Source organism: Bacteroidia bacterium, from assembly GCA_026932145.1.
GTDB lineage: Bacteria > Bacteroidota > Bacteroidia > J057 > JAIXKT01 > JAIXKT01.
Genome location: JAIXKT010000057.1, coordinates 54,997 through 75,474, shown reverse-complemented (window position 1 = coordinate 75,474; position 20,478 = coordinate 54,997). Strand labels below are relative to the sequence as shown.

General features: G+C 40.5%; 14 protein-coding genes. 12 read left to right on the top strand and 2 right to left on the bottom strand.

Annotation, left to right across the window (positions count from 1 at the left end; translation table 11 throughout):
- Positions 1 to 85 precede the first annotated feature (85 nt).
- From LC115_13350 to LC115_13335, 4 genes are all read left to right on the top strand, one after another.
- Positions 86 to 7,843, top strand: coding sequence for a proprotein convertase P-domain-containing protein (locus LC115_13350; protein MCZ2357655.1), 7,758 nt, complete (start codon positions 86 to 88; stop codon positions 7,841 to 7,843).
- A 70-nt stretch (positions 7,844 to 7,913) separates the two neighbouring features.
- Positions 7,914 to 8,735, top strand: a complete 822-nt coding sequence (locus LC115_13345; GenBank protein ID MCZ2357654.1) for a hypothetical protein — start codon at positions 7,914 to 7,916, stop codon at positions 8,733 to 8,735.
- A gap of 16 nt (positions 8,736 to 8,751) precedes the next feature.
- Positions 8,752 to 9,585: a hypothetical protein gene (locus LC115_13340; protein ID MCZ2357653.1), complete on the top strand. Its 834-nt coding sequence runs from the start codon at positions 8,752 to 8,754 to the stop codon at positions 9,583 to 9,585.
- Positions 9,586 to 9,679: 94 nt separating this feature from the next.
- Positions 9,680 to 10,909, top strand: coding sequence for a tetratricopeptide repeat protein (locus tag LC115_13335; protein MCZ2357652.1), 1,230 nt, complete (start codon positions 9,680 to 9,682; stop codon positions 10,907 to 10,909).
- Between the two features lie 70 nt (positions 10,910 to 10,979).
- Here LC115_13335 and LC115_13330 read toward each other — a convergent pair whose 3' ends face one another.
- Together LC115_13330 and LC115_13325 are read right to left on the bottom strand one after the other, a co-directional pair.
- Positions 10,980 to 11,966, bottom strand: a complete 987-nt coding sequence (locus LC115_13330) for a lytic transglycosylase domain-containing protein (GenBank protein MCZ2357651.1) — start codon at positions 11,964 to 11,966, stop codon at positions 10,980 to 10,982.
- 5 nt (positions 11,967 to 11,971) lie between these two features.
- Positions 11,972 to 12,658, bottom strand: a complete 687-nt coding sequence (locus tag LC115_13325; GenBank protein MCZ2357650.1) for a TIGR00730 family Rossman fold protein — start codon at positions 12,656 to 12,658, stop codon at positions 11,972 to 11,974.
- A 248-nt stretch (positions 12,659 to 12,906) separates the two neighbouring features.
- On the opposite strand from LC115_13325, the gene LC115_13320 reads away from it, so the two are divergent.
- The 8 genes from LC115_13320 to LC115_13285 all read left to right on the top strand — a co-directional run bounded on the left by LC115_13320 (position 12,907) and on the right by LC115_13285 (position 20,450).
- Complete coding sequence (locus LC115_13320; GenBank protein ID MCZ2357649.1) at positions 12,907 to 14,574, top strand: S41 family peptidase; 1,668 nt, start codon at positions 12,907 to 12,909, stop codon at positions 14,572 to 14,574.
- A 50-nt stretch (positions 14,575 to 14,624) separates the two neighbouring features.
- On the top strand, positions 14,625 to 14,960 hold the full coding sequence (locus LC115_13315) for an STAS domain-containing protein (protein MCZ2357648.1): 336 nt from the start codon (positions 14,625 to 14,627) through the stop codon (positions 14,958 to 14,960).
- A gap of 2 nt (positions 14,961 to 14,962) precedes the next feature.
- On the top strand, positions 14,963 to 15,385 hold the full coding sequence (locus LC115_13310) for an ATP-binding protein (GenBank protein ID MCZ2357647.1): 423 nt from the start codon (positions 14,963 to 14,965) through the stop codon (positions 15,383 to 15,385).
- 90 nt (positions 15,386 to 15,475) lie between these two features.
- Positions 15,476 to 16,450, top strand: a complete 975-nt coding sequence (locus tag LC115_13305) for an NAD-dependent epimerase/dehydratase family protein (GenBank protein ID MCZ2357646.1) — start codon at positions 15,476 to 15,478, stop codon at positions 16,448 to 16,450.
- Positions 16,451 to 16,453: 3 nt separating this feature from the next.
- Positions 16,454 to 17,131, top strand: a complete 678-nt coding sequence (locus tag LC115_13300) for a response regulator transcription factor (protein MCZ2357645.1) — start codon at positions 16,454 to 16,456, stop codon at positions 17,129 to 17,131.
- Between the two features lies 1 nt (position 17,132).
- Positions 17,133 to 17,759: a D-sedoheptulose 7-phosphate isomerase gene (gene lpcA, locus LC115_13295; GenBank protein ID MCZ2357644.1), complete on the top strand. Its 627-nt coding sequence runs from the start codon at positions 17,133 to 17,135 to the stop codon at positions 17,757 to 17,759.
- Between the two features lie 7 nt (positions 17,760 to 17,766).
- Positions 17,767 to 18,084, top strand: a complete 318-nt coding sequence (locus tag LC115_13290; protein ID MCZ2357643.1) for a DUF3467 domain-containing protein — start codon at positions 17,767 to 17,769, stop codon at positions 18,082 to 18,084.
- Positions 18,085 to 18,143: 59 nt separating this feature from the next.
- On the top strand, positions 18,144 to 20,450 hold the full coding sequence (locus LC115_13285; protein ID MCZ2357642.1) for a histidine kinase: 2,307 nt from the start codon (positions 18,144 to 18,146) through the stop codon (positions 20,448 to 20,450).
- The last annotated feature ends 28 nt before the right edge of the window (positions 20,451 to 20,478 follow it).

Here is a 20,478-nt window from a genome sequence, read left to right as displayed (position 1 = left end):
AAAATTGTATAAATTCGCAAGTTCGTGAATACTTTAAGTGTTATTAAGTATTTACGGTAGGTATAAATTTTTTAAGGGTAATTTTATGAAACAGATTTACAAAATCAGATTGCTTTTAGCGACAGTGTTTCTAAGTTCGTGCTTTTACGGACTCTATGCGCAACGTAACGGAAATGTTACAGATTTGGATGTTTTGGTAAAGAGGAAGCTGGCTTTAGTAGATAGCTTAAACAATTTACCGGATAATGTGAAACTTCCGGGTAACTTTTCATCATTTGTAACCGGCCCGGAACAAGACTGTAGAAGTGCTCTTCAGGTGTGTAATCAGTATTACATTCAGCCAAACTCCTATACAGGTTATGGCTCTACACGAGAATTTAATGGGGGAACATGTCTCTTAGCCGGCGAACGTCAATCTGTTTGGTACGTTTTTACGGTACAAAACAGTGGTACTTTTGGCTTTACTATCTCTACTACGTATGACTATGACTTTGCGTTATACAACCTAACGGCAATTGGTGGATGTTCGGCTGTTCCGGGAGCTACCCCGGTACGCTGTAATTTTGCTGCACCTCCCGGCACTACAGGCCTGCGCACACCCCAAAGCCCGCCCGGCCCTGCTAATGGAGCTACTTCTCCAGTCATCCCGCTAAATGAAGGCCCCGCCGGAAACCCTTGGATGCCAGGAATTAACGTAACCGCAGGAACAACTTATGCCCTTATTGTAGATAACTACACACAAGACCAAACAGGCTACCGAATAGACTTCTACGGAACTGCCCAAATCTTCGATAATACTCCACCTGCCTACAATGGCTCATTACCTCCTGTATTTAATTGCGCTACAAATCAAATTACAGTTAATATTAATGAAGATGTATTTTGTAGCTCAATAGCTGCTAATGGTTCTGACTTTTCAATCACCGGCCCCAGCTCAGTAACGATTTTGAGTGCCGTTGGTGTAGGGTGCGGCTCAGGAAATAACTGGACTCGTCAAATTATCTTAACCATTGATGCTTCTTCCCAAATTAATACCGGTGCTTACACAATTAGTTCAAAAGTCGGCACAGATGGCAACACCCTGTTAGACAAATGCGGAAATGCTTTTTCAGTAGGAGCTACTGCCGGATTTACCTTTACCCACACAATGCCAACCTTTACTTCTACCTCCGTTGCTTGTTCACCTTCTCGAACCATTAGAGTAAACCTAAGCAGCCCGGTAAAATGCTCGTCTATAGCTTCTAATGGCAGTGATTTTACATTAACCGGCCCCGGCTCAGCAACTGTTACCGCAGCATCCGGTGTGGGCTGCCCTGGTTCAGGATCAGTAACTGCCATAGATTTAACTTTTACTGCTCCCACTGTTAGCGGGTCATACACACTAAACTTAGCTTCAGGAACAGACGGTAATACGCTCTTAGCAGCTGCTTGTAATCCGGGATTTCAAATGACGACAGGCGCAATAGGAAGCGTAAATCTACTTGGAAACATAACCGTTACCGGTACAACCAGTATTTGTTCAGGAAGCAACACTACATTAACCTTAACCAATGTTCCTGCTGGTGCTACGGTATCATGGTCTCCTGCCTCTGGAACTCCCGGCGGCTCTCCCTCAGGAACTACCTATAATGTAACTCCATCTGTTACAACCAATTATACAGCAACGATTACCTACGGTACTTGTATTGTTGCTGTTACCCAAGCTGTTAGCATAGTTCCGCCACCGGTAGTTTCGGTTTCTCCCAAAAACCCAAAATTGTGTACAGGTGGTACGGTAAACTTAGTAGCTGCTGCTACCGGTGCTGCCGATAACCTCTATACCTTTATCTGGAGTATGTCTCCGGGAGGGGCTTCTGTTCAAACAAATACAGGTGTTGCTACCTCTACCTATGCAAATGCCGGAGCCGGAACTTACTACGTTCGTGTAACAGCAACAACAACTGGCTGCGTAGGTAACGAAACATCTACGCAAGTAACTACTACAGGCGCAGCCCCAACCCCAACTTGTAACGTTTATTATGTAACCACAGCAGGCGGTGGCAATGGACTCTCTTCAAGCAGCCCCACTGATATTGTTTCTGCCGTAAACGCAGCCCAGTGTACCGATGCTGTTATCAAGATGGCGGTAGGAGACTATACCATAGATGCACCACTTAATATAACAAGTTTTATGACCGTTGAAGGTGGCTACAACTCCACTTTTACTACCAAAACATCATCTACCTCAACAAGTGGTGCTTTTCCCAACCGTGGTACCAGAATCATCCGTAGAAACTCATCAAGTACCTCTACACGAACCTATTATGGATGGAGACCCGGTACAATGTTTGGCAGTGATGACTTTACCAATACCAACATTGCCACGATAACTCAAAAAATATACGTCTATGGCCAGCCAACCAGTTTGGACGTAACCAATATGACCCTTGCTTTTCGGGTTATACATACTTATTGCGCAGATATGCGTATTACCTTAACATCACCAGTCGGCACCACAATGAACCTTGTTTGGGATAATGGAGGCAGCTCCGCTGGCTTTAACGTTACTTTCGTAAACTCAGGTGGCAGTGGAACCACTGCTTCGTGGCCGGGGTCAGGAGCTATGATAACAGGCTCTTGGAGACCGCAAGCAGGTAGTTTTGCCGCATTCGCCGGTCAAAACCCAAACGGCTACTGGACAATTACTGTAAACGATAAAGATATTACAGTGGACTGGGGGCAAGTGATGGAGGCTATATTATCCTTTGGTGCTATACCAGTTCCAAACCTGTGTGACCCTGGAACAGCTACTGGGATGCTCTTACTACCTAATCCATATACACCCGTTAATAGTGGTCTAAGCCCAAGAGTAAGTGCTTTTACAACCTCTCCGGGTGCAAAATACTTTAGACTTCAAGACCTAACCGTAGATGTTGCCGAAGGCACACATGGCTATCGCATCACGAACTATGGAATATACATTGGACAAGGATCTTCTGATTATGATATTACCCGTTGTGTTTTTAATGTAGGCTCAGGCTCACCCGGCGTACCCGGCGAGAATGGCGTGCGTGGGCGCGGTAGAGGCTGGAATGGTGAAGCTGCAACAGATTATTCAGGGGTAAATGGCTATAGTAACTCATGGATGAATGGCGGTACACGAGGAAGTAGCCCTGTTAATGACGGTGGAGCCGGAGGTAACGGAACTGATGCGAGTGGTACCCCACAAAGACAAGATGGTGGTGCGGGTGCAGGCCCAGCCGGAGGTGCCGCCGGTGCCAAAGCAACAAATAATGCATTTTCAGGAAATTGCTGTGCCTGCACAAATACCAACACAGGAGGAGCTAATGCAGGTAGTAATGGCGGTGGTGCTACCGCAGCCGGTGCTAACGGGGCTTCTGCCGGAACAAACGGTTCAGCATATAGTTATGCCGGTTACTTTATAAACGGTACTAATGGTACGAACGGAGATAGTGGTGCAGATGGTTCCGGCGGCGGCGGCGGCGGCGGCGGTGCCAGAGACCAAGGGTGCGATTGTTTGGCTTGTTTCTGTACTTGCGCCGATGAAGGTAACGGCGGTGCCGGCGGCGGCGGCGGCGGTGAAGCAGGAACCGGCGGAAAAGGTGCCATAGCAGCCGGTGCCAGCTTCGGCGTATTCTCATGGAACAAAGGAGCAAATGCCAATGTAACAGACTGTATTATCAATGCTGGAACAGCTAATGGATCATTAGCAGCCGGTACTTCCGCTTTGGGAGGTACGGCTGGCATCGGTGGTACTCGCACTAACGGCAGCGACGACGGTGGCTGGGGCGGTAACGGCGGTAATGGCAGTAACGGCGGTAACGGCCAAGCCGGCGGATCCGCAGCAGGAGCTACTGTTGGGCAACTATGCGACCTAAATGCAGCCGGAAATACCGCAACCATAACTGCCTATACCAACTTCACAGCCTTAACTTCACAGCCTGTATTGCAAACAGATAACAAATCTTGCACACAGGTAACCAATAACTTTAATTTACTTTCTACCCAAATATGGAACAGTTTGGGCGGCGGAGATTCGCTAACAACTCCGGTACTTGGGTCTAATTCAGTAAATATTGCTACTCGATATAAATATAATCAACTTGGCTGGAAGTCCCCTGTTATTACCACAACTACAACAAACACATTATTAAGTGCTAACTTAGATGCAGCACCCAGTGGCTGGATTACTACCATAACCAATAATCCGAGGGGAACTGCGCCAGCAATTGATTATATCGGCACAACGGTTAATCCGGGTGGCTACGCTCCCGCACAAGGAACAGGAATGTTACGCTTTAACTCGTATTCCTGTGAAAACGGTGATGCTATCAGACTTAGAAGCAGCTCCTTCTCCACATCCGGCTATACCAACTTACAGTTAACTTTTAATTGGTTTCAAAACAACAGATACCCCGGTAGTAACGATAATGTTACTGTTCAATACTCAACGGATGGAGTTACCTTTACCAATATTAATACCTATTATCGTTACAATGCTGCAACCGGCTGGACTACCCAGACAATTACATTACCGGTTGCTTGCAATGGCCAAGCAACTCTCTATTTAGGTTTTCTCTTTAACTCTCTTTGGGGGGATGATTGCCACATGGATAATATTACACTGACTGGCCAAACTACCGCAACCCAAACATATACTGGTTTCAAGCAGTTGGCTACTAATCCGCCTATTAATGACAGTATTTCGGTAGATGTTCCGGCAGTTTGCCCGGGTGTGCCGGCTACCTTTACGAGTGTACGCTATAACGGCGTTACCGGGTATTCTTTTGCGTGGTCTGTACCTTCCCCTCCTGTAGGTGTTACGGCTCAAATTACCTCTCCTGCATCAGGTCAAACCGGCATTACTTTTACCAATGCTAACGCTACTCCTCAAACGGTTACGGTTCAGTTAATTACTACGTCTCAATGTTGTGGTCCCTTAACTACTATGACTAAAACGATTACGGTAAACCCGAGTGCAGGAGTTCCGGTTACGGTGAACGTACCGGCATGTGTAGGAGGTTCTTTTACGGCATCGGTAACTAGTTCTGGCAGAACGTTCTTTAACAGTTTACCGGCAGCGATACCGGATAATAGTTGCGTGGGAGCTACCAGCACGATAACGGTTTCTGGAATGGGTGCGGCAGTACCATCAGATAGAATTTCTGTGATGGTAAACCTTACCCACACATGGGACGGCGATTTAGAGTTGTTCTTAGTAACGCCGGGCGGCCAACGTCTTGGACTATCTAATAGACGTGGCGGTAGTGGTGATAACTATACGAATACTGTGTTTACGGACTCTGCCATAACCGCTATATCTTCAGGATCAGCACCATTCACGGGAGTTTATAGGCCGGAAACAGCTACTTATGGTGGCTGCACAGCTTCTACAATAACAACTTTTGGTGCTATTGGCGGAGGAACTATTGTACCTAACGGTAACTGGAGTTTGGTCGTTTACGACCGCGCCGGAGGCGATGTTGGCACCGTAATTTCATGGTACATCAGTTTCCCTGGTTCGGTAACGCCTGCAGGAGAAACCTACAACTGGTACACAACTTTAACCGGCGGAACTTCTATTAAAAATGGAAATTCATATACCATTCCTTCTATAGCTTCCGGAGCCAACGTTTACTATATAGAGGCACAAAGCTCCGAAGGTTGCCCAAGTCCTTATCGCCAGCCAATAGTAGTTTGGGGCGTTCCGATGATAGCTCCTACCGTTACAGTAACGACTACTCCTTGCTTGGGTAGCAATGCTGTATTGACGGTATCTAACGATGCAGCGATACAAACACAGTATCCCGGTGCAATTTACCGTTGGTGGGATGCAGCCTCAGGAGGAACCAACATAGGTACAGGAACGCCATTTACAACGGCTGCAACGATTTCTATTCCACAAAATTTCTGGGTTGAAGCAGTTTCCTCTAACGGTTGCGTTAGTCCACGAACACAAGTCGTAGTAACCCCAACCCAAACCAGCCCTACCATTGCTAATGGAACTGCCTGCGCACCGGGAATCGTTACCATGACCGTTACGAATCCTCCTCAAGCTTCCGTAGAATCCTTTAATTGGTACACAGCAAATATAGGAGGCACTTTATTGCAGTCTTCCCTCGTAAATACCTATGATACGTTACTAACCGGTATGACCACAGCTACTTTGTATGTTTCTGTAAAGATGCCGAGTTGTACGGAAGGCCCTCGTGTAGCGGTAACAGCTACCGTAACAGCTACACCTGGAACATTAACTTGGACTGGTAACGGGCTTACCGGAGCCAATAACTGGATTGACCCCAATAACTGGGGTGGTTGTGTGCCATCTTGCGCAACCAATGTAATAATCCCCAATACTGTTGGAAACCCTGTAAATAACCCCCCCAGAATTGGTTTTAACCCATCCGCTGCAGCTTGTAATTCTATAACAATTCAGAATGGAAACTCACTTCGTTTTGAAGACGATAAATCAGAACTAAATGTGTGTGGTGATTTCAACCATAATGGCCAAATTATAGCACTTGCCGGTGGAAAAATCAGATTTACCGGAGCTGTTACTCAAAACTATAATAAAGGTATATCCGCAACAGGCGATCTACCGGATGTAGTTATTAACAATACTGCGCCAAGTATAGCTAATCGGAAGATAATTGTAAATCAAACAATGCGCATTCAGTCAACAGCTATTTTAGCCTTTATCTCTGGCTGGATAAAAGTTGTTCCTGCTGCTGAAGTATATTTATTGAATAGTGATACCTCTGCAATTTCGGGATACAATATAAACTCCTATGTAGCAGGAAGTTTGAGACGGACTACGGTTGCAACAGGTAAATATGACTTCCCAGTTGGCTTAGACCATGAAGGTGCTGGTGGCGTTGGATACCAATTAATGACTCTAAACTTTACAGCTACCAATAATGCTGATAATATTCGGGTTGATTTCAAGCAATATATGACTCTACCGTCAGCTTTGGGAGTATCAGCATGCGGAGCAAACTTTAATATGCAGCCTCTAAACAATGGAATGTGGACAGCAGAGCCATTCAATGCTGCATTAGTTTTGATTCCAAATGCTTCATACACAGGTGTGTATAACGCAACTTTACGTGGGCGCAACTTTAATAATGCCGGTGGAGCTACTTCTTCTGCATTATCTAAAACTCCAACCGGAATGGGAACATGGGCACTAAGCGGAAGCTGTATATCAGGGTCTGTTCCTGGAAATACAATGTGCTCCGGATTAAATTCTTTCTCGGATTTTAATGAAAACCCATCTGCTGACCCGCTACCGGTAGTATTATTAGACTTACAGGCAGCTCCCAGAACAAACTTTATAGCAGTTACGTGGGAAACTTCTTCAGAATTTAATAATGCCGGTTTTGACTTAGAACGCAGCTTAGATGGTTCACATTTTACGAAGATAGCATGGAAAGATGGGCATGGAACTACAACAGCACCCCAAAAATACTTCCACGATGACTTAAATGTGAAACCTAATGTACGTTATTATTATCGGTTACGCCAAGTTGATTTAGATGGTAGATTTAGCTATTCTAATGTTGTGGAAGCTATCATTGCGGATGAACACGCTTTTTCAGCAATACTATATCCAAACCCAACCGAAAATGAACTGAATGTAGCTCTCGTACTACCGGAAGATGACCAAATTGACTTTACTATCTATAATAGCATTGGGCAGAAAGTTTATACTACTACTCGGAAACTTCGCGCAGGTACTCACGAGGTAAAACTTGACCTATCAGAACTTGCCGTAGCTACCTATCAGATTAAAATAAAAACCAGTTACCGTGAATTTATAGACAAATTAGTGAAAGTTAAATAAAATATTCAAAAACGATGCTAACTTAGCATCGTTTTTGTTTTAATTAAAAACATTAAAATTCATTAAAATCATGAAAACGAAGATTTTTCTTTTAGCTATTGGATTAGCTATGTTTTCTTGTAAAAAAGAAAGTAATATTGTGCTGAACCCGCAGGAAAATGTCAATGCAGCTATTGACAATGCTACTGCCGAAGACGAATCTAATAAGATTCGAGATTTAACCGGCCATTTGGCCGCAACTAACGGATATAAAGTTTCCGGAACCTTTGTTCCAGTATGCGCTACGGTAACTTTGGATAGACCAAACAAAAAAATGACAGTAGATTTTGGTACTTCTGGATGTGTCTGCACTAATTGGGACAACAGAACAAGAAAAGGTAAAGTATATATCCAATTTACCGGAAACTGGGGACAAGCCGGCTCAACCTATTCTGTAACTACTGAAAACTACTATGTTAATGGAAATCAGCATATTGTGCACGAAGTGGGTACCTATAAAGGGTTAAACTCAAATAGCCAACACTATTGGGAGGTTACTGCTGATGATTCGGTGAAATTAAATGGAACTTCTCCCATAGTTACTTGGAAATCAACACAAACCAGAACATGGATAGCAGGCAGCTCCACAGTAGCAGAATATTCTGACGATAAATATTCTGTTAAGGGAAATGCTTATGGCGTTAATCGTGACGGTAAAAATTATACAATTACTACAACCAAAGACGTTATTGTAGATTTAGGCTGCAGCCCAAGCACGGTCAAACTTACCACCGGCACTTTGGACATTAAAGTAGATAATAGATCAATTATCCTTGACTACGGTAACGGCGTTTGTGATAATAAAGTTTCCGTTACCGTAAATGGCCAAACTTTTGAAATCGTTATTCAATAAATTCATACCATAAACAATGAAACCATTACGTATTGCTTCCATCTTCTTGATACTCATAATGATAGTATCTTCGTTTAACTCTTGCAAAAAAGAAAAAGATAGCTTTGATGATAATATTCAACCGGCTACTGACCAAAGTTTAGCGGATAATGAGTTGAATAAAATAGGAGATATGATGGATAATGTCGCCCAGAATCAAAGCCTAAAAACCCAAAGTTCATTTCTACCAACTTGCGCTGTTGTAACTATTGATACTTCTTCTGCAACCCGCTTGATTACCGTAGATTTTGGCACAACCGGCTGTTTATGTACCAATTGGGATAGCAAAGTCCGCAAAGGCAAAGTCTATCTTTCTTACACAGGAAGATACCGCCAAACGGGATATTCTCATTCTATTTGGACTGAAAACTACTTTGTAAATAATAACCAGCACATTATCCATAAAACGGTTGAAAACCGTGGACTAAACGCATCTAACCAATCTACTTTCAATATAACCGTTGATGACACCATTATCTTTACTGCAAATGGAGGCGTATTTACATGGAAATCAAATAGATTACGTACTTGGATAGCCGGTGAATCAACTATTGGCCTTTATTCAGATGACATCTATTTAATTGAAGGCCAGGGTTCTGGAATTACCAGAAATGGCAAAAACTACACAGTTACAATAACAGAACCAATCCGTGTTGATTTAAGCTGCACAGGTAGCCACCGAACTGCCGGCAAGATTACCATTGATGTTTCCGGAAAAAGCCCTATCTACATAGATTACGGTAACGGAAATTGCGATAACGTAGCAACCTGCACCATAAACGGACGCACTTACACATTTGACCCAAGGTAGTTTATGATTAACCTACTCTGTAAAGGCGGAAAAGAAACTTCTTTTCCGCCTTTACTTTAAACTAATTTTGGCTATCAATATTTTTATTATCACTATGTTAAAAAAAATATTGACAATAGCAGGAGTTCTTTTTTATCTGACTTCATGTACTCGCACACCTGAATTTTATATCCAAAAAGCAAATATAGCGATGAACTCCCAAGATTATTATCATGCCGTAAAGTATTATGATAGAGTAAAAAAAGACAAACTAAATATTGAAGCTATTCAAAATCAAGGATATTGCTATATGAAACTGTATAGGTGGAAAGATGCGATAACTTGCTTAGATAAGGTTATTTTGCTGCAACCCACGCAAAAAACAGCCTATAACAATAGAGGTCTTTGCAGAAGAAATTTAAAGCAACATGAATCGGCGTTGCAGGATTTTACAACTGCATTGAGTTTAGACACTCAATTTTGGGCTGTTTATCTGAATAGGGGAACTCTGTATAAAGACTTAGAACGTTATGAAAAAGCCTTGGCAGATTTTAACAAACTTATCCAACACGATTCTACTTTGTATAAAGCATGGAATGCACGCGGAACAGTATTTTTGGCTCTGAAAGACTACAAATCTGCACTGACGGACTTTGATTTTAGCATTCGCATAAACCCTCAATATGCACCTGCATTTCATAACAAAGCGTTACTTTGTAAACAACAACAGGCTTATTCAGAGGCAATTAATTTTATCCAAACCGCAATTCAATTAGAGCCGAATGAGCCGGAACACTATAACTTACGGGGCTTAATTAAACAAAATAAACAAAACTATATCGCTGCCCACTCAGATTTCGACCAAGCTATTCGGCTAAACTCCCAAAAGGCAGCTTTTTACAATAATCGAGGCTTGAACTGGTACTATCGAACAAATTATTTTGCAGCACTTTCAGATTTTTCAATAGCACAATCTATTGACCCTGAAATGGTTAGTATCTATCTGAATCAAGGAGATTGCTATACAGAATTATTGGATTATCACACAGCAAAAATTTGTTTTGAAAAAGCAATTCAACTAAAACCCTCAATGTCAATTCCTTATAGTAAATTAGGAATCGTATTCTTTTACCTAAGAAAATACTCGGATTCATTGCGAAATTTAGAAAAAGGGATTAGCCTTGAACCATTTAATTACTTTGGATACAAAGCTCGCGCACTATACTATTTCGGGCTGGAAGATAATCTTTCCGGCTGTAAAGATGCCCAACAAGCATACGAACTCAGTGAAAATAGAGACACTGACTTAAAAGATTGGCTAATTAAATATTGTGCTAAAAATTAGATAATATATTCTGTATTAAATAATTATACTAATTTAACAAATATTGAAAATAATAGATAATCCTAAAGACTTACTCTGCTTCTGAATCTGAATCAGGAGTTGGGATGGGCGGATAAGCATCTTCATCTAATGCACTTTTAGGATAACCTTCCCCAGGTAGTAGCAGTGCATAACTTTTCCCGACACCAATAGGCAAAACATCTTTTAAAATCCAAGGATTTAGATATTTTATCGTTTTAAGACTTGTTCCATAATATTTTGCAAACTTTGATAAATCCGGAATCGTTTCAGTAATTAAAATGGATTTAGTCGGTAATTTTGGATATAAATCTCCTTCATAAATTTTATAGCCGTAGTTTTCTGAGTCAGAAAGGATTAATTTTAAGGCTAAAATTCTGAATAAGTACCGGGACGTTTCCTGATTTAGGAGCAAATCATAATAGTTACCTTGCTGTTGTTGATCCAAAACGCTTTTAACGCCGCCAACACCCATATTGTATGAAGCGGCAACGAGAGTCCAATTTCCGAACCGCTGGTAAGCATCTTTTAGGTAACGGCAGGCAGCTTTAGTGGCCAACGTTACATGACATCGTTCATCAACAAAATCAGAAACCTCTAATTGATAGTGCTTTGCAGTAGCCGGCATAAACTGCCAAAACCCTCTTGCCCCTTTAACAGACGTACCGTTTCCAAAATGACTCTCTGCTGCCATTAAATAAAAAAAGTCTTCAGGGATGTTTTCTTCCCGAAGTGTCTTTAAAACATCATCTTTCCAGCGGTTAGCACGCTTTAAAATGAATATTGTTTGTGCATAATTGTAAACCACGTTAAGTAGCTCTCTATCAAAACGTTCTCTTACTTCAAAATCTTGAAGAGGTACTTTTTCACCGGCAAAAGTTACTTTTGCCGGAATAGGAGGGGCTACTAATACCGAATTTTGACGCAGATCTTTGGTCTTAACAACCTTTAAACTATCTTTGAAAGAAAGCATCCATCCTGCAATAACCGCTAATAAAAGCCCCACACCAAATCCAATATGCCAGCCCGACCGCTTCATAATGTTTAAAAATTAGGTTGAAGAATATTTTTATTATAAAAATTATCAATAAACTCGCATACTTCTTCGGCAGTATCCACAAGGGTGATAAGTTCTCTATCTGTGGGAGATATGTAACCTTCTGATATTAAAGTAGTTTCAATCCATTCAAAAAGACCACTCCAGTATTTTCTGCCGACTACAATGATTGGGAACTTTCTGATTTTATGGGTTTGAATAAGCGTTAGGGCTTCAAACATTTCGTCTAAAGTTCCAAAGCCTCCGGGTAAAACCACAAAACCTTGTGCATATTTCACAAACATGACTTTTCGGACAAAAAAGTAGTCAAAATTAATGTTATGCGCCGAGTCTATGTATGGGTTATGGTGCTGCTCAAAAGGGAGTTTGATATTTAGGCCAACCGAAGTAGCACCGGATTCAAAAGCACCTTTATTACCGGCTTCCATGATGCCGGGACCTCCTCCGGTAATTACTCCATAGCCATGCTCCCCTAACTTTCTGGATATTTCGACTCCTAACTCATAGTAAGGCTGGCCGGCTTTAGCACGGGCAGACCCAAAAATAGACACACAAGGCCCCGTCTTTGACATCCGCTCAAACCCCTCCACAAACTCAGCGATAATTTTGAATATCTGCCACGTATCTACCATACGCTTTTCTTTCCAATCTTTAAGATTATGCGCTGTGCCCATCGGGTTTATTTCCTGTATCATAAATGATTAGCTTGATAATTAAGACTTTAAAAGATATTATGATTTTAACCCGCTAAGATAGTGCTTATTTGAGTAAATTCAGCTAAAAAAACGGATACATTTTAAATTTACAAAGCCACTAAATGTTATATACTGCAAAAAAAACATCATTTTTTTGAAAACTCTTTAACTTTATTTTGAAAAAAACTCCTTTGTTAAGTTAAAGCACTTAACTTTGCGAATCACTTATGAAGAATACCCGAAAAACCTTATATGCGATTTTCTTTGGGGCTATTTTCTTGGGAATTGTTGGCTTCCGCCAGCAAGATGTCTATTTTGAAATAGCTAAAAACTTAGATATACTAACCCGTTTATACCGTGAACTTCACAATAACTATGTTGATGAAATAGAACCCAATCAATTATTCAGAGAAGGCGTGGAAGCAATGCTATCCTCGTTAGATCCTTACACAAACTACATAAGCGCCTCAGAAGTAGAAGATTATAGATTTTTGAGCACCGGCCAATATGGCGGAATAGGAGCTACTATCGTAGAAAAAAATGGCTCTTATTTCATAACAGAAATCTATCAAGGAACACCAGCCCAAACCGGCGGCATAAATATAGGTGATGAAATTGTAAAAATAGATAACGAAGAATTGGCAAAAACAAAGTTAAAGTACGAACAAGTCAGAGACCTTTTACGCGGCCAACCTAAAACTAAAATCAATGTAACCGTTAAACGCTACAAAACTCCCCAACCGCTTAGCCTTACCCTAACAAGAGAAGAAATTAAAGTAAAAAATGTTCCGTTTTCAACTGTTTTTTCAGACAAAATCGGCTACCTACATCTCAATAGTTTCACCAATGACGCTTCGGCAGAGGTAAGATCAGCTATTGAAAGTTTTAAAAATAAAAATCCTGATTTAAAGGGAATTATCTTAGATTTACGCGGAAACCCCGGCGGACTGCTAAATGAAGCTATTCAAATAGCCAACTTGTTTATTCCACGTAACGAAAAAGTAGTAGAAACCAAAGGACGAATGGAGGGTTCTAATGTGATATACACCGCCAAAGACCACCCGTTAGATATTAATATTCCCTTAGCTGTACTTATTAACGGCCAAAGTGCCAGTGCTTCGGAGATAGTTTCCGGCGTAATGCAAGACTTGGATAGGGGCATTATCGTAGGGCAACGCTCCTATGGAAAAGGGTTGGTACAAAAAACAGTTCCATTAAGCTATAACTCTCAGTTAAAATTAACTACGGCTAAGTATTACACCCCAAGCGGTAGGTGTATCCAAGCACTTGATTATCAGCATCGTAACGCAGCAGGGGAAGCCGTTAAAATACCAGATAGCTTAATTCACGAATTTAAAACCAAAAATGGACGCATTGTAAAAGACGGCGCAGGAATCCTACCGGATATACAAACCCCCTTAGTAGAATACCACCCAATTACAAAAGAATTGGTAGAGCAAGGAATTGTATTTGAATTTGCTACCCAATTCTATTATAGCAATCCATCTATACTACCAGCCAAAGACTTTTCAATAACCCAAGAAGTATATCAGCAGTTTTCGCAATTCGCTCATAAAAAAGGATTTAAATACAAAACTAAAAGCGAAGAGGACTTAATTAACCTACGAGAATCTGTCAAAAAAGAATCTTACCATGAAAGTGTAAAACAACAGTTAGCTGTTTTGGAAGAACAAATACAGAAAGAAAAAGAAAACGATTTTACCGACTTTCAAAGTGAAATCAAAAATATCTTAGCACAAGAGATAACGCTGCGTTATTACTTACAGGCCGGGCGTACCGAAAATACCTTAGCACAAGATACAGAAGTACAAGAAGCCAGAAAGACACTCTTGAACCAAGAACGTTATGATAAAATACTTCAAAAAAGTAAATAAATACGGAAACAATTTAAACACGATAATCGTACAAACCGATACAGTTAAATATGACCATAACCGAAACATTAATAGATAAAAGATATGTCAAAATTTCTTTAGAAGGGGAGCTTGACGCTGCTTCTTCTATTCAAGTAGATGAGGTTATACAAAAATGGCTACAAGAAAATACTACATTTTTTCATATTGATTGTAGCAACCTTACCTATATATCCAGTGCCGGATTAGGAGTCTTTATGTCTTATGTAGAAGAAATAAACCAAAACGGCGGAAAAATGATTTTTTCAGATATGAGCCCCAAAGTATTCAATGTATTTGAACTATTAGGGCTTAATCAAGTAATGACAATAGTGGGAACAGTCCAAGAGGCTGAAAAATATTTATAATTATGAACTCATCCGGCATAAAAGTTCCCTGCACAAAGTCCAGCTTAGCTCTTATAAGAGAGTATATAGAAAACTCCCTTCAGAGTTTGCCGATTGATGATATTATCCGAAACCAAATTACGCTGGCTGTTGATGAAGCAAGTGCTAATTGTATTATTCATGGGAACAAATGCGATGAAACCCACTCAATAGAAGTTATTTTGACATTCATAGAGAATGAGATCAGGGTTGAGATTTTTGATTCTGCACCTCCCTACCAGATTCAAACCCACCAGCCTATTCCCATTCAAGAAAAAATAAAATGTGCTGCCAAAGGCGGTCTTGGTATTTCCCTAATTCTCAAAATAATGGATGAGGTAGATGTAAAAGACAACGGATTCGGCAGTACCTATAAACTAATTAAGCGGGTAGTTTTAGGCTTATAGCAATGCTGCTTAATAAGTTTAGAATACCTAAAAAAATATTGCTACTTTTGCGTTTTTTTGCAACTTTGCAGTGATTTTTAACATAGAAGAATGCGGCAGTCTGGAAACATTTTAGTCATTGGTGCCTGCGGGCAATTAGGTACAGAACTTGTCCCGTACTTGTGCGCACGTTATGGTAGCCATAAAATTATTGCTGCCGATATTCAGAAACCCTTAGCCCCGTTTCCTTCTGATTTTGTTTTGTTAGACGTTTTGGATAAACAATCTCTGGGAAAAATCATAAAACAGTATGATATTCAAGTAGTTTACCATTTAGCAGCTATTTTATCTGCTAAAGGCGAGCAAGACCCTGCATTTGCATGGAAACTAAATATGGATGGATTGTTTCATGTATTAGACACCTGCGTAGAATTACAAGTAAAGCAACTATTTTGGCCAAGTTCAATAGCCGTATTTGGCCCAACTACACCCAAAACGATGACTCCACAACGCTGCGTGATGGAGCCGACCTCGATGTATGGCATCACGAAGCTGGCCGGAGAACGCCTATGTGAATATTATTTCCAAAAGAAAAATTTAGACATCAGAAGTTTACGCTATCCTGGGCTAATTGGCTGCAAAGCAGCACCCGGCGGCGGCACAACAGATTATGCCGTAGAAATTTTTCACCACGCAATTTTGTATGGAACATACCAGTGCTTCTTAGAACCAGACACTTACCTCCCGATGATGTATATGGATGATGCCATACGCGCTACCGTAGAACTTATGGAGGCTGACCCAAAATGTATATCAATACGCTCCTCCTATAATATTCAAGGAATGACTTTTTCACCTGCCGAAATTTCAAAATCAATTCAGCAGCTACTCCCTGAATTTACAATAACGTATCAGCCAGACTTCCGCCAGCAAATTGCAGACTCATGGCCAAAAAGTTTAGATGACACAACTGCCCAAGAAGATTGGAACTGGAAATCAGATTTTGATATAACTAAGCTAACGCAAACTTTTTTACAGTACCTCCAACAAAACCAACCAACCCCAATAAGTAAATTAAATAACTAAACCATGTCAAAACCGATTCGTATTATTATTGTTGATGACCACCAAATTGTCAGAGACGGACTTCGCTTTCTTATTTCTGATGAACCCAATATGACCATTATAGCAGAGGCTGAAAATGGCCAAGATTTATTAGATAAGTTAGCGATTGAGCAGCCGGATATTGTCCTTTTGGATATTCGTATGCCCGTTCTGAATGGAATTCAAGTAACCGAAAAGATTCATAGACTATATCCGGATGTTAAAATCATCATTTTGTCAATGCATGATGAAGAAGAATATATCACAAAAGCATTGCAAGCCGGAGCACAAGGATATTTACTCAAAAAAACAGGTAAAGAAGAGCTTCTTAGAGCAATTCATACCGTAGTGGGGGGCACAAATTACTTTAGTAATGATGTGTCTGCCAAAATGTTAAGCCGGCTAATGAACCGTAAAAGCATGAATAAGCCAATGGATGGCCATAAAAGTTCCTCTACAAAAGAAATCCCCTTAACGTCCCGTGAAATTGAAATCATTCGCTTGATTGTTCAGGAATACACGAATGCAGAAATAGCAGAGCGTTTGACCATAAGCCCGCGTACCGTAGATACCCATAGACGAAACCTATTGCAAAAAACAGGCGTTAAAAATACAGCCGGCCTCGTTAAATTTGCGATGATGAACGGGTTATTAAACGATTAATATGGCTGTTGAAATGGTTCAGGCAGCCTTTGATGAAATGGCTGATGCCCTTAAACGTTTTTCTACTACAGATAGTTTTCAGAAAGTAGATATAGCAGCTACGATTATAGCTCGCGCCATAGTAGGAGGGAATCGAGTTTTTTCCTGCGGAAATGGCGGCTCAATGTGTGATGCAATGCACTTTGCAGAGGAACTCTCCGGAAAATTTCGTAGAAACCGCCCCGCTTTACCGGCAATAGCTATCTCTGACCCCAGCTATCTCTCCTGTGTGGCCAATGACTTCGGATACCAAGCCGTCTTTTCAAGGTACTTAGAGGCATTCGGAAAAGAAGGCGATATTTTACTAACCTTATCAACCAGTGGAAATAGCCAAAATGTCTTAGAAGCGGCAAAAGCAGCCCAAAAACTCGGTATATTTGTTATCTCTCTCACCGGAAATGACGGCGGAAGGCTTGCACTCCAAACTGACTTAGAAATAAGAGTTCCCCATAACGGCTATGCCGATAGAATCCAAGAAATTCATATTAAAATCATTCATACTCTTATTCAACTGATTGAGTATAAAATATTTGGGGACTTAAATCTTTATAACCCCACGTCTATTCCCAAAACATTACAGCATTCATAAAGAAATAATGGAAAATAAAGAGCAGCAGATAAATATTGAACTACCGGAGGAGATTTCTGAAGGTGTCTATTCTAATTTGGCGATTATATCTCATTCTCCTACCGAATTTATCATAGATTTTGTTCAGGTTTTACCCGGATTGCCCAAAGCAAAAGTTCGTTCACGCATTGTAACTACCCCAAGCCATGCCAAACGATTGTTATTGGCTCTTTCTGAAAATATAGATAGATACGAGAAGAGCTTTGGCACAATTAACGTAGGGCAAAATCAGGAAAATGATTTTCCGTTAGGGGGCTTCGGTGGGTCAAATACCGGCTACGCTTAATCCTAAATATAAGATTTGCGGATAGGGTTCGTATGAAATAAGTTGTTAAATTTTATGTAATGAGCCAAATATTGCGTTCAAACTTATGGAACGCGGGAGTTTTGCTCTGGGTATGCTGGATGTGCTGGGAAATACATCAGTATTTACCAATAGATATTTCTGGAAATATACCGGGTACAGATTGGATACATTGGATAAAAAAAGACAACCAAATAATTTCTAAGGAGGTACTCTATCCGGCCAAAGTCCATGAATCATGGCATATAGTTTATCCTGAACGTGGTAGTTCTATCAAAGCATTTGATTATCAAAATGTTATTGATATAGAACTGTTGCAAAAGCTGGTTCGAAATACACCGGTAGGTAGCTATCGGGTATATTCACTTGCGCAGCCTGAATCCCCTCAAAATATCCAAACCAAACTTATTCAGATACACTCTAAACCCTTATTAGAGCCAATTTCGAGTGAATTAAGTTGGAATATTCGGCTGTCTTTATACTGTATCTTGCTCGTTGGAGGGGCAATGCTTATTGCTTTACAATATCCTTTTTTAAGATACCAGCCGGAAACCTTTACTCCACTGTATATTCAAACATGGGTATTCACAATATTGATAAGCCTACATGGCTTACAATTAGGGCTTTGCCTAACTGATTTACCGGTGCAATTTGCTTGGATATGGCCTTTTTTGCTGGTATTACAATATATTTTGATATTTATTTTAACCACAGTTTGGCAATGGAACTTGCTACCTAAATGGCAGTTTGGATATGATTTACTTATTTGGGGAGCTTTAGGTGGGGTCGGAGTATATTTTTGGATGAACAACCGGTTTTTAGCAATAGAGCCAATTTTTGTACGAATTGTGGTTGGTTTTTCAGCATGGAAACAGTTGCAGTTTTTAAGTTCACTAACAAAGCCAAAATCTAAGTTAATCTTTGGGGCGGCTTTGCTTTTAGCGGCATTTTTTATTGCGATATTGACAATGTGTTCTGTTGATTTTGGGGGAGATTTTTATCAATATTTAGAGCAATCCCATCCTTTGACGTATGCTTTTCTGTTGGCAGGCGGTATGGGGCGCGTTATCCGTTTTGGTAATATCCGGCGCGTTTTGATACAATCCGGCGCAGTGTTGGTGGCATCTATTATCATTTTGTTCATTTGGGTAGGTATTCATAAGTTATTGAAACAGATAAACTTATCCGATGATAGCGGAGTAATAGACATCGTTTTACTGATACTATTACTGATTTTGGTAGAGCGTGTATTTTTAAGCGGAAACCCTAAAGGCTGGGATTCTATCTTGGATAAATTACAGTTATCTGACTCCAAAAAATGGGAACAGTTTTTGGCTGAAATTCCCAAAACACTGAATAAAAAGACACTTATTGGGGATTCCTGCAATAAAATCCAGTATTTGTTGGATGCAGAAAGTACCCAAATTATCTTGAAAGATGAAAATAGTGCTGATTTAACAGCTATATTTCAGGATATTCAAGAATGGAAAGATGATTCGCATTGGTCGGCTATTTCGGCGCTATCTACACAAGATTTACCCACAAAAGCAGCCCCATTATATTTCCAACAAAAAAATTATGTATTAGTTTTACCTATACGATTTAGCTCCGGAATAGCAGGATTTTTAGCATTAGGGAAAAAACGTATGGGTGAATATTCCATAACAGACTTAAGTTATTTAAAACAAGCGACTAAATCCATTCAATCTTTTCTGGAAATCATTCAGCTGTTAGAAAAAGAAGAGACCCTGAGTAAGAAAAACTTAGAGGCAGAACTAACAGCTCTACGTGCCAAGATTAATCCCCATTTTCTGTTCAACACATTAAATTCAATTTCTGAATTGATTCATACAGCCCCTGACCAAGCCGAAGACATTGTTCAAAAACTTGCCTTTGTTTTTCGGCATACATTGGAGTTTTCATCCCAAAACTTTGTTACATTAGAGTCTGAATTACAATTGGTTCAGAATTATCTTGAGATAGAAAAAATGCGTTTTGGAGAGAGACTTTCTTTTAGCATTGATACAAACAGCGATGCCAATGAATGTTTGATTCCTTCGATAATGATTCAGACTTTGGTAGAAAATTGCGTAAAGCACGGTATTTCTAAGTTGGTAAAGCAAGGTGTCATTACCCTAAGATTTTGGGTTGAAGAGGGCGTTTTGTTGGGAAAAGTTACTGATAATGGCCCCGGAATAGATAAAAGCAGAGTAAAAAAAGGAAATGGATTAAACAACGTTTTAACACGTTTAGAGACACTATTTCCCGGCCAAAATACCATTCAATTTGAAAATACCAATCAGGGAACGGTCGTTTTGTTTTCCATTCCCCAGCAATCAGAAAGCTAAAAGATTGTAGCCAAAAGGTAGGTATGCA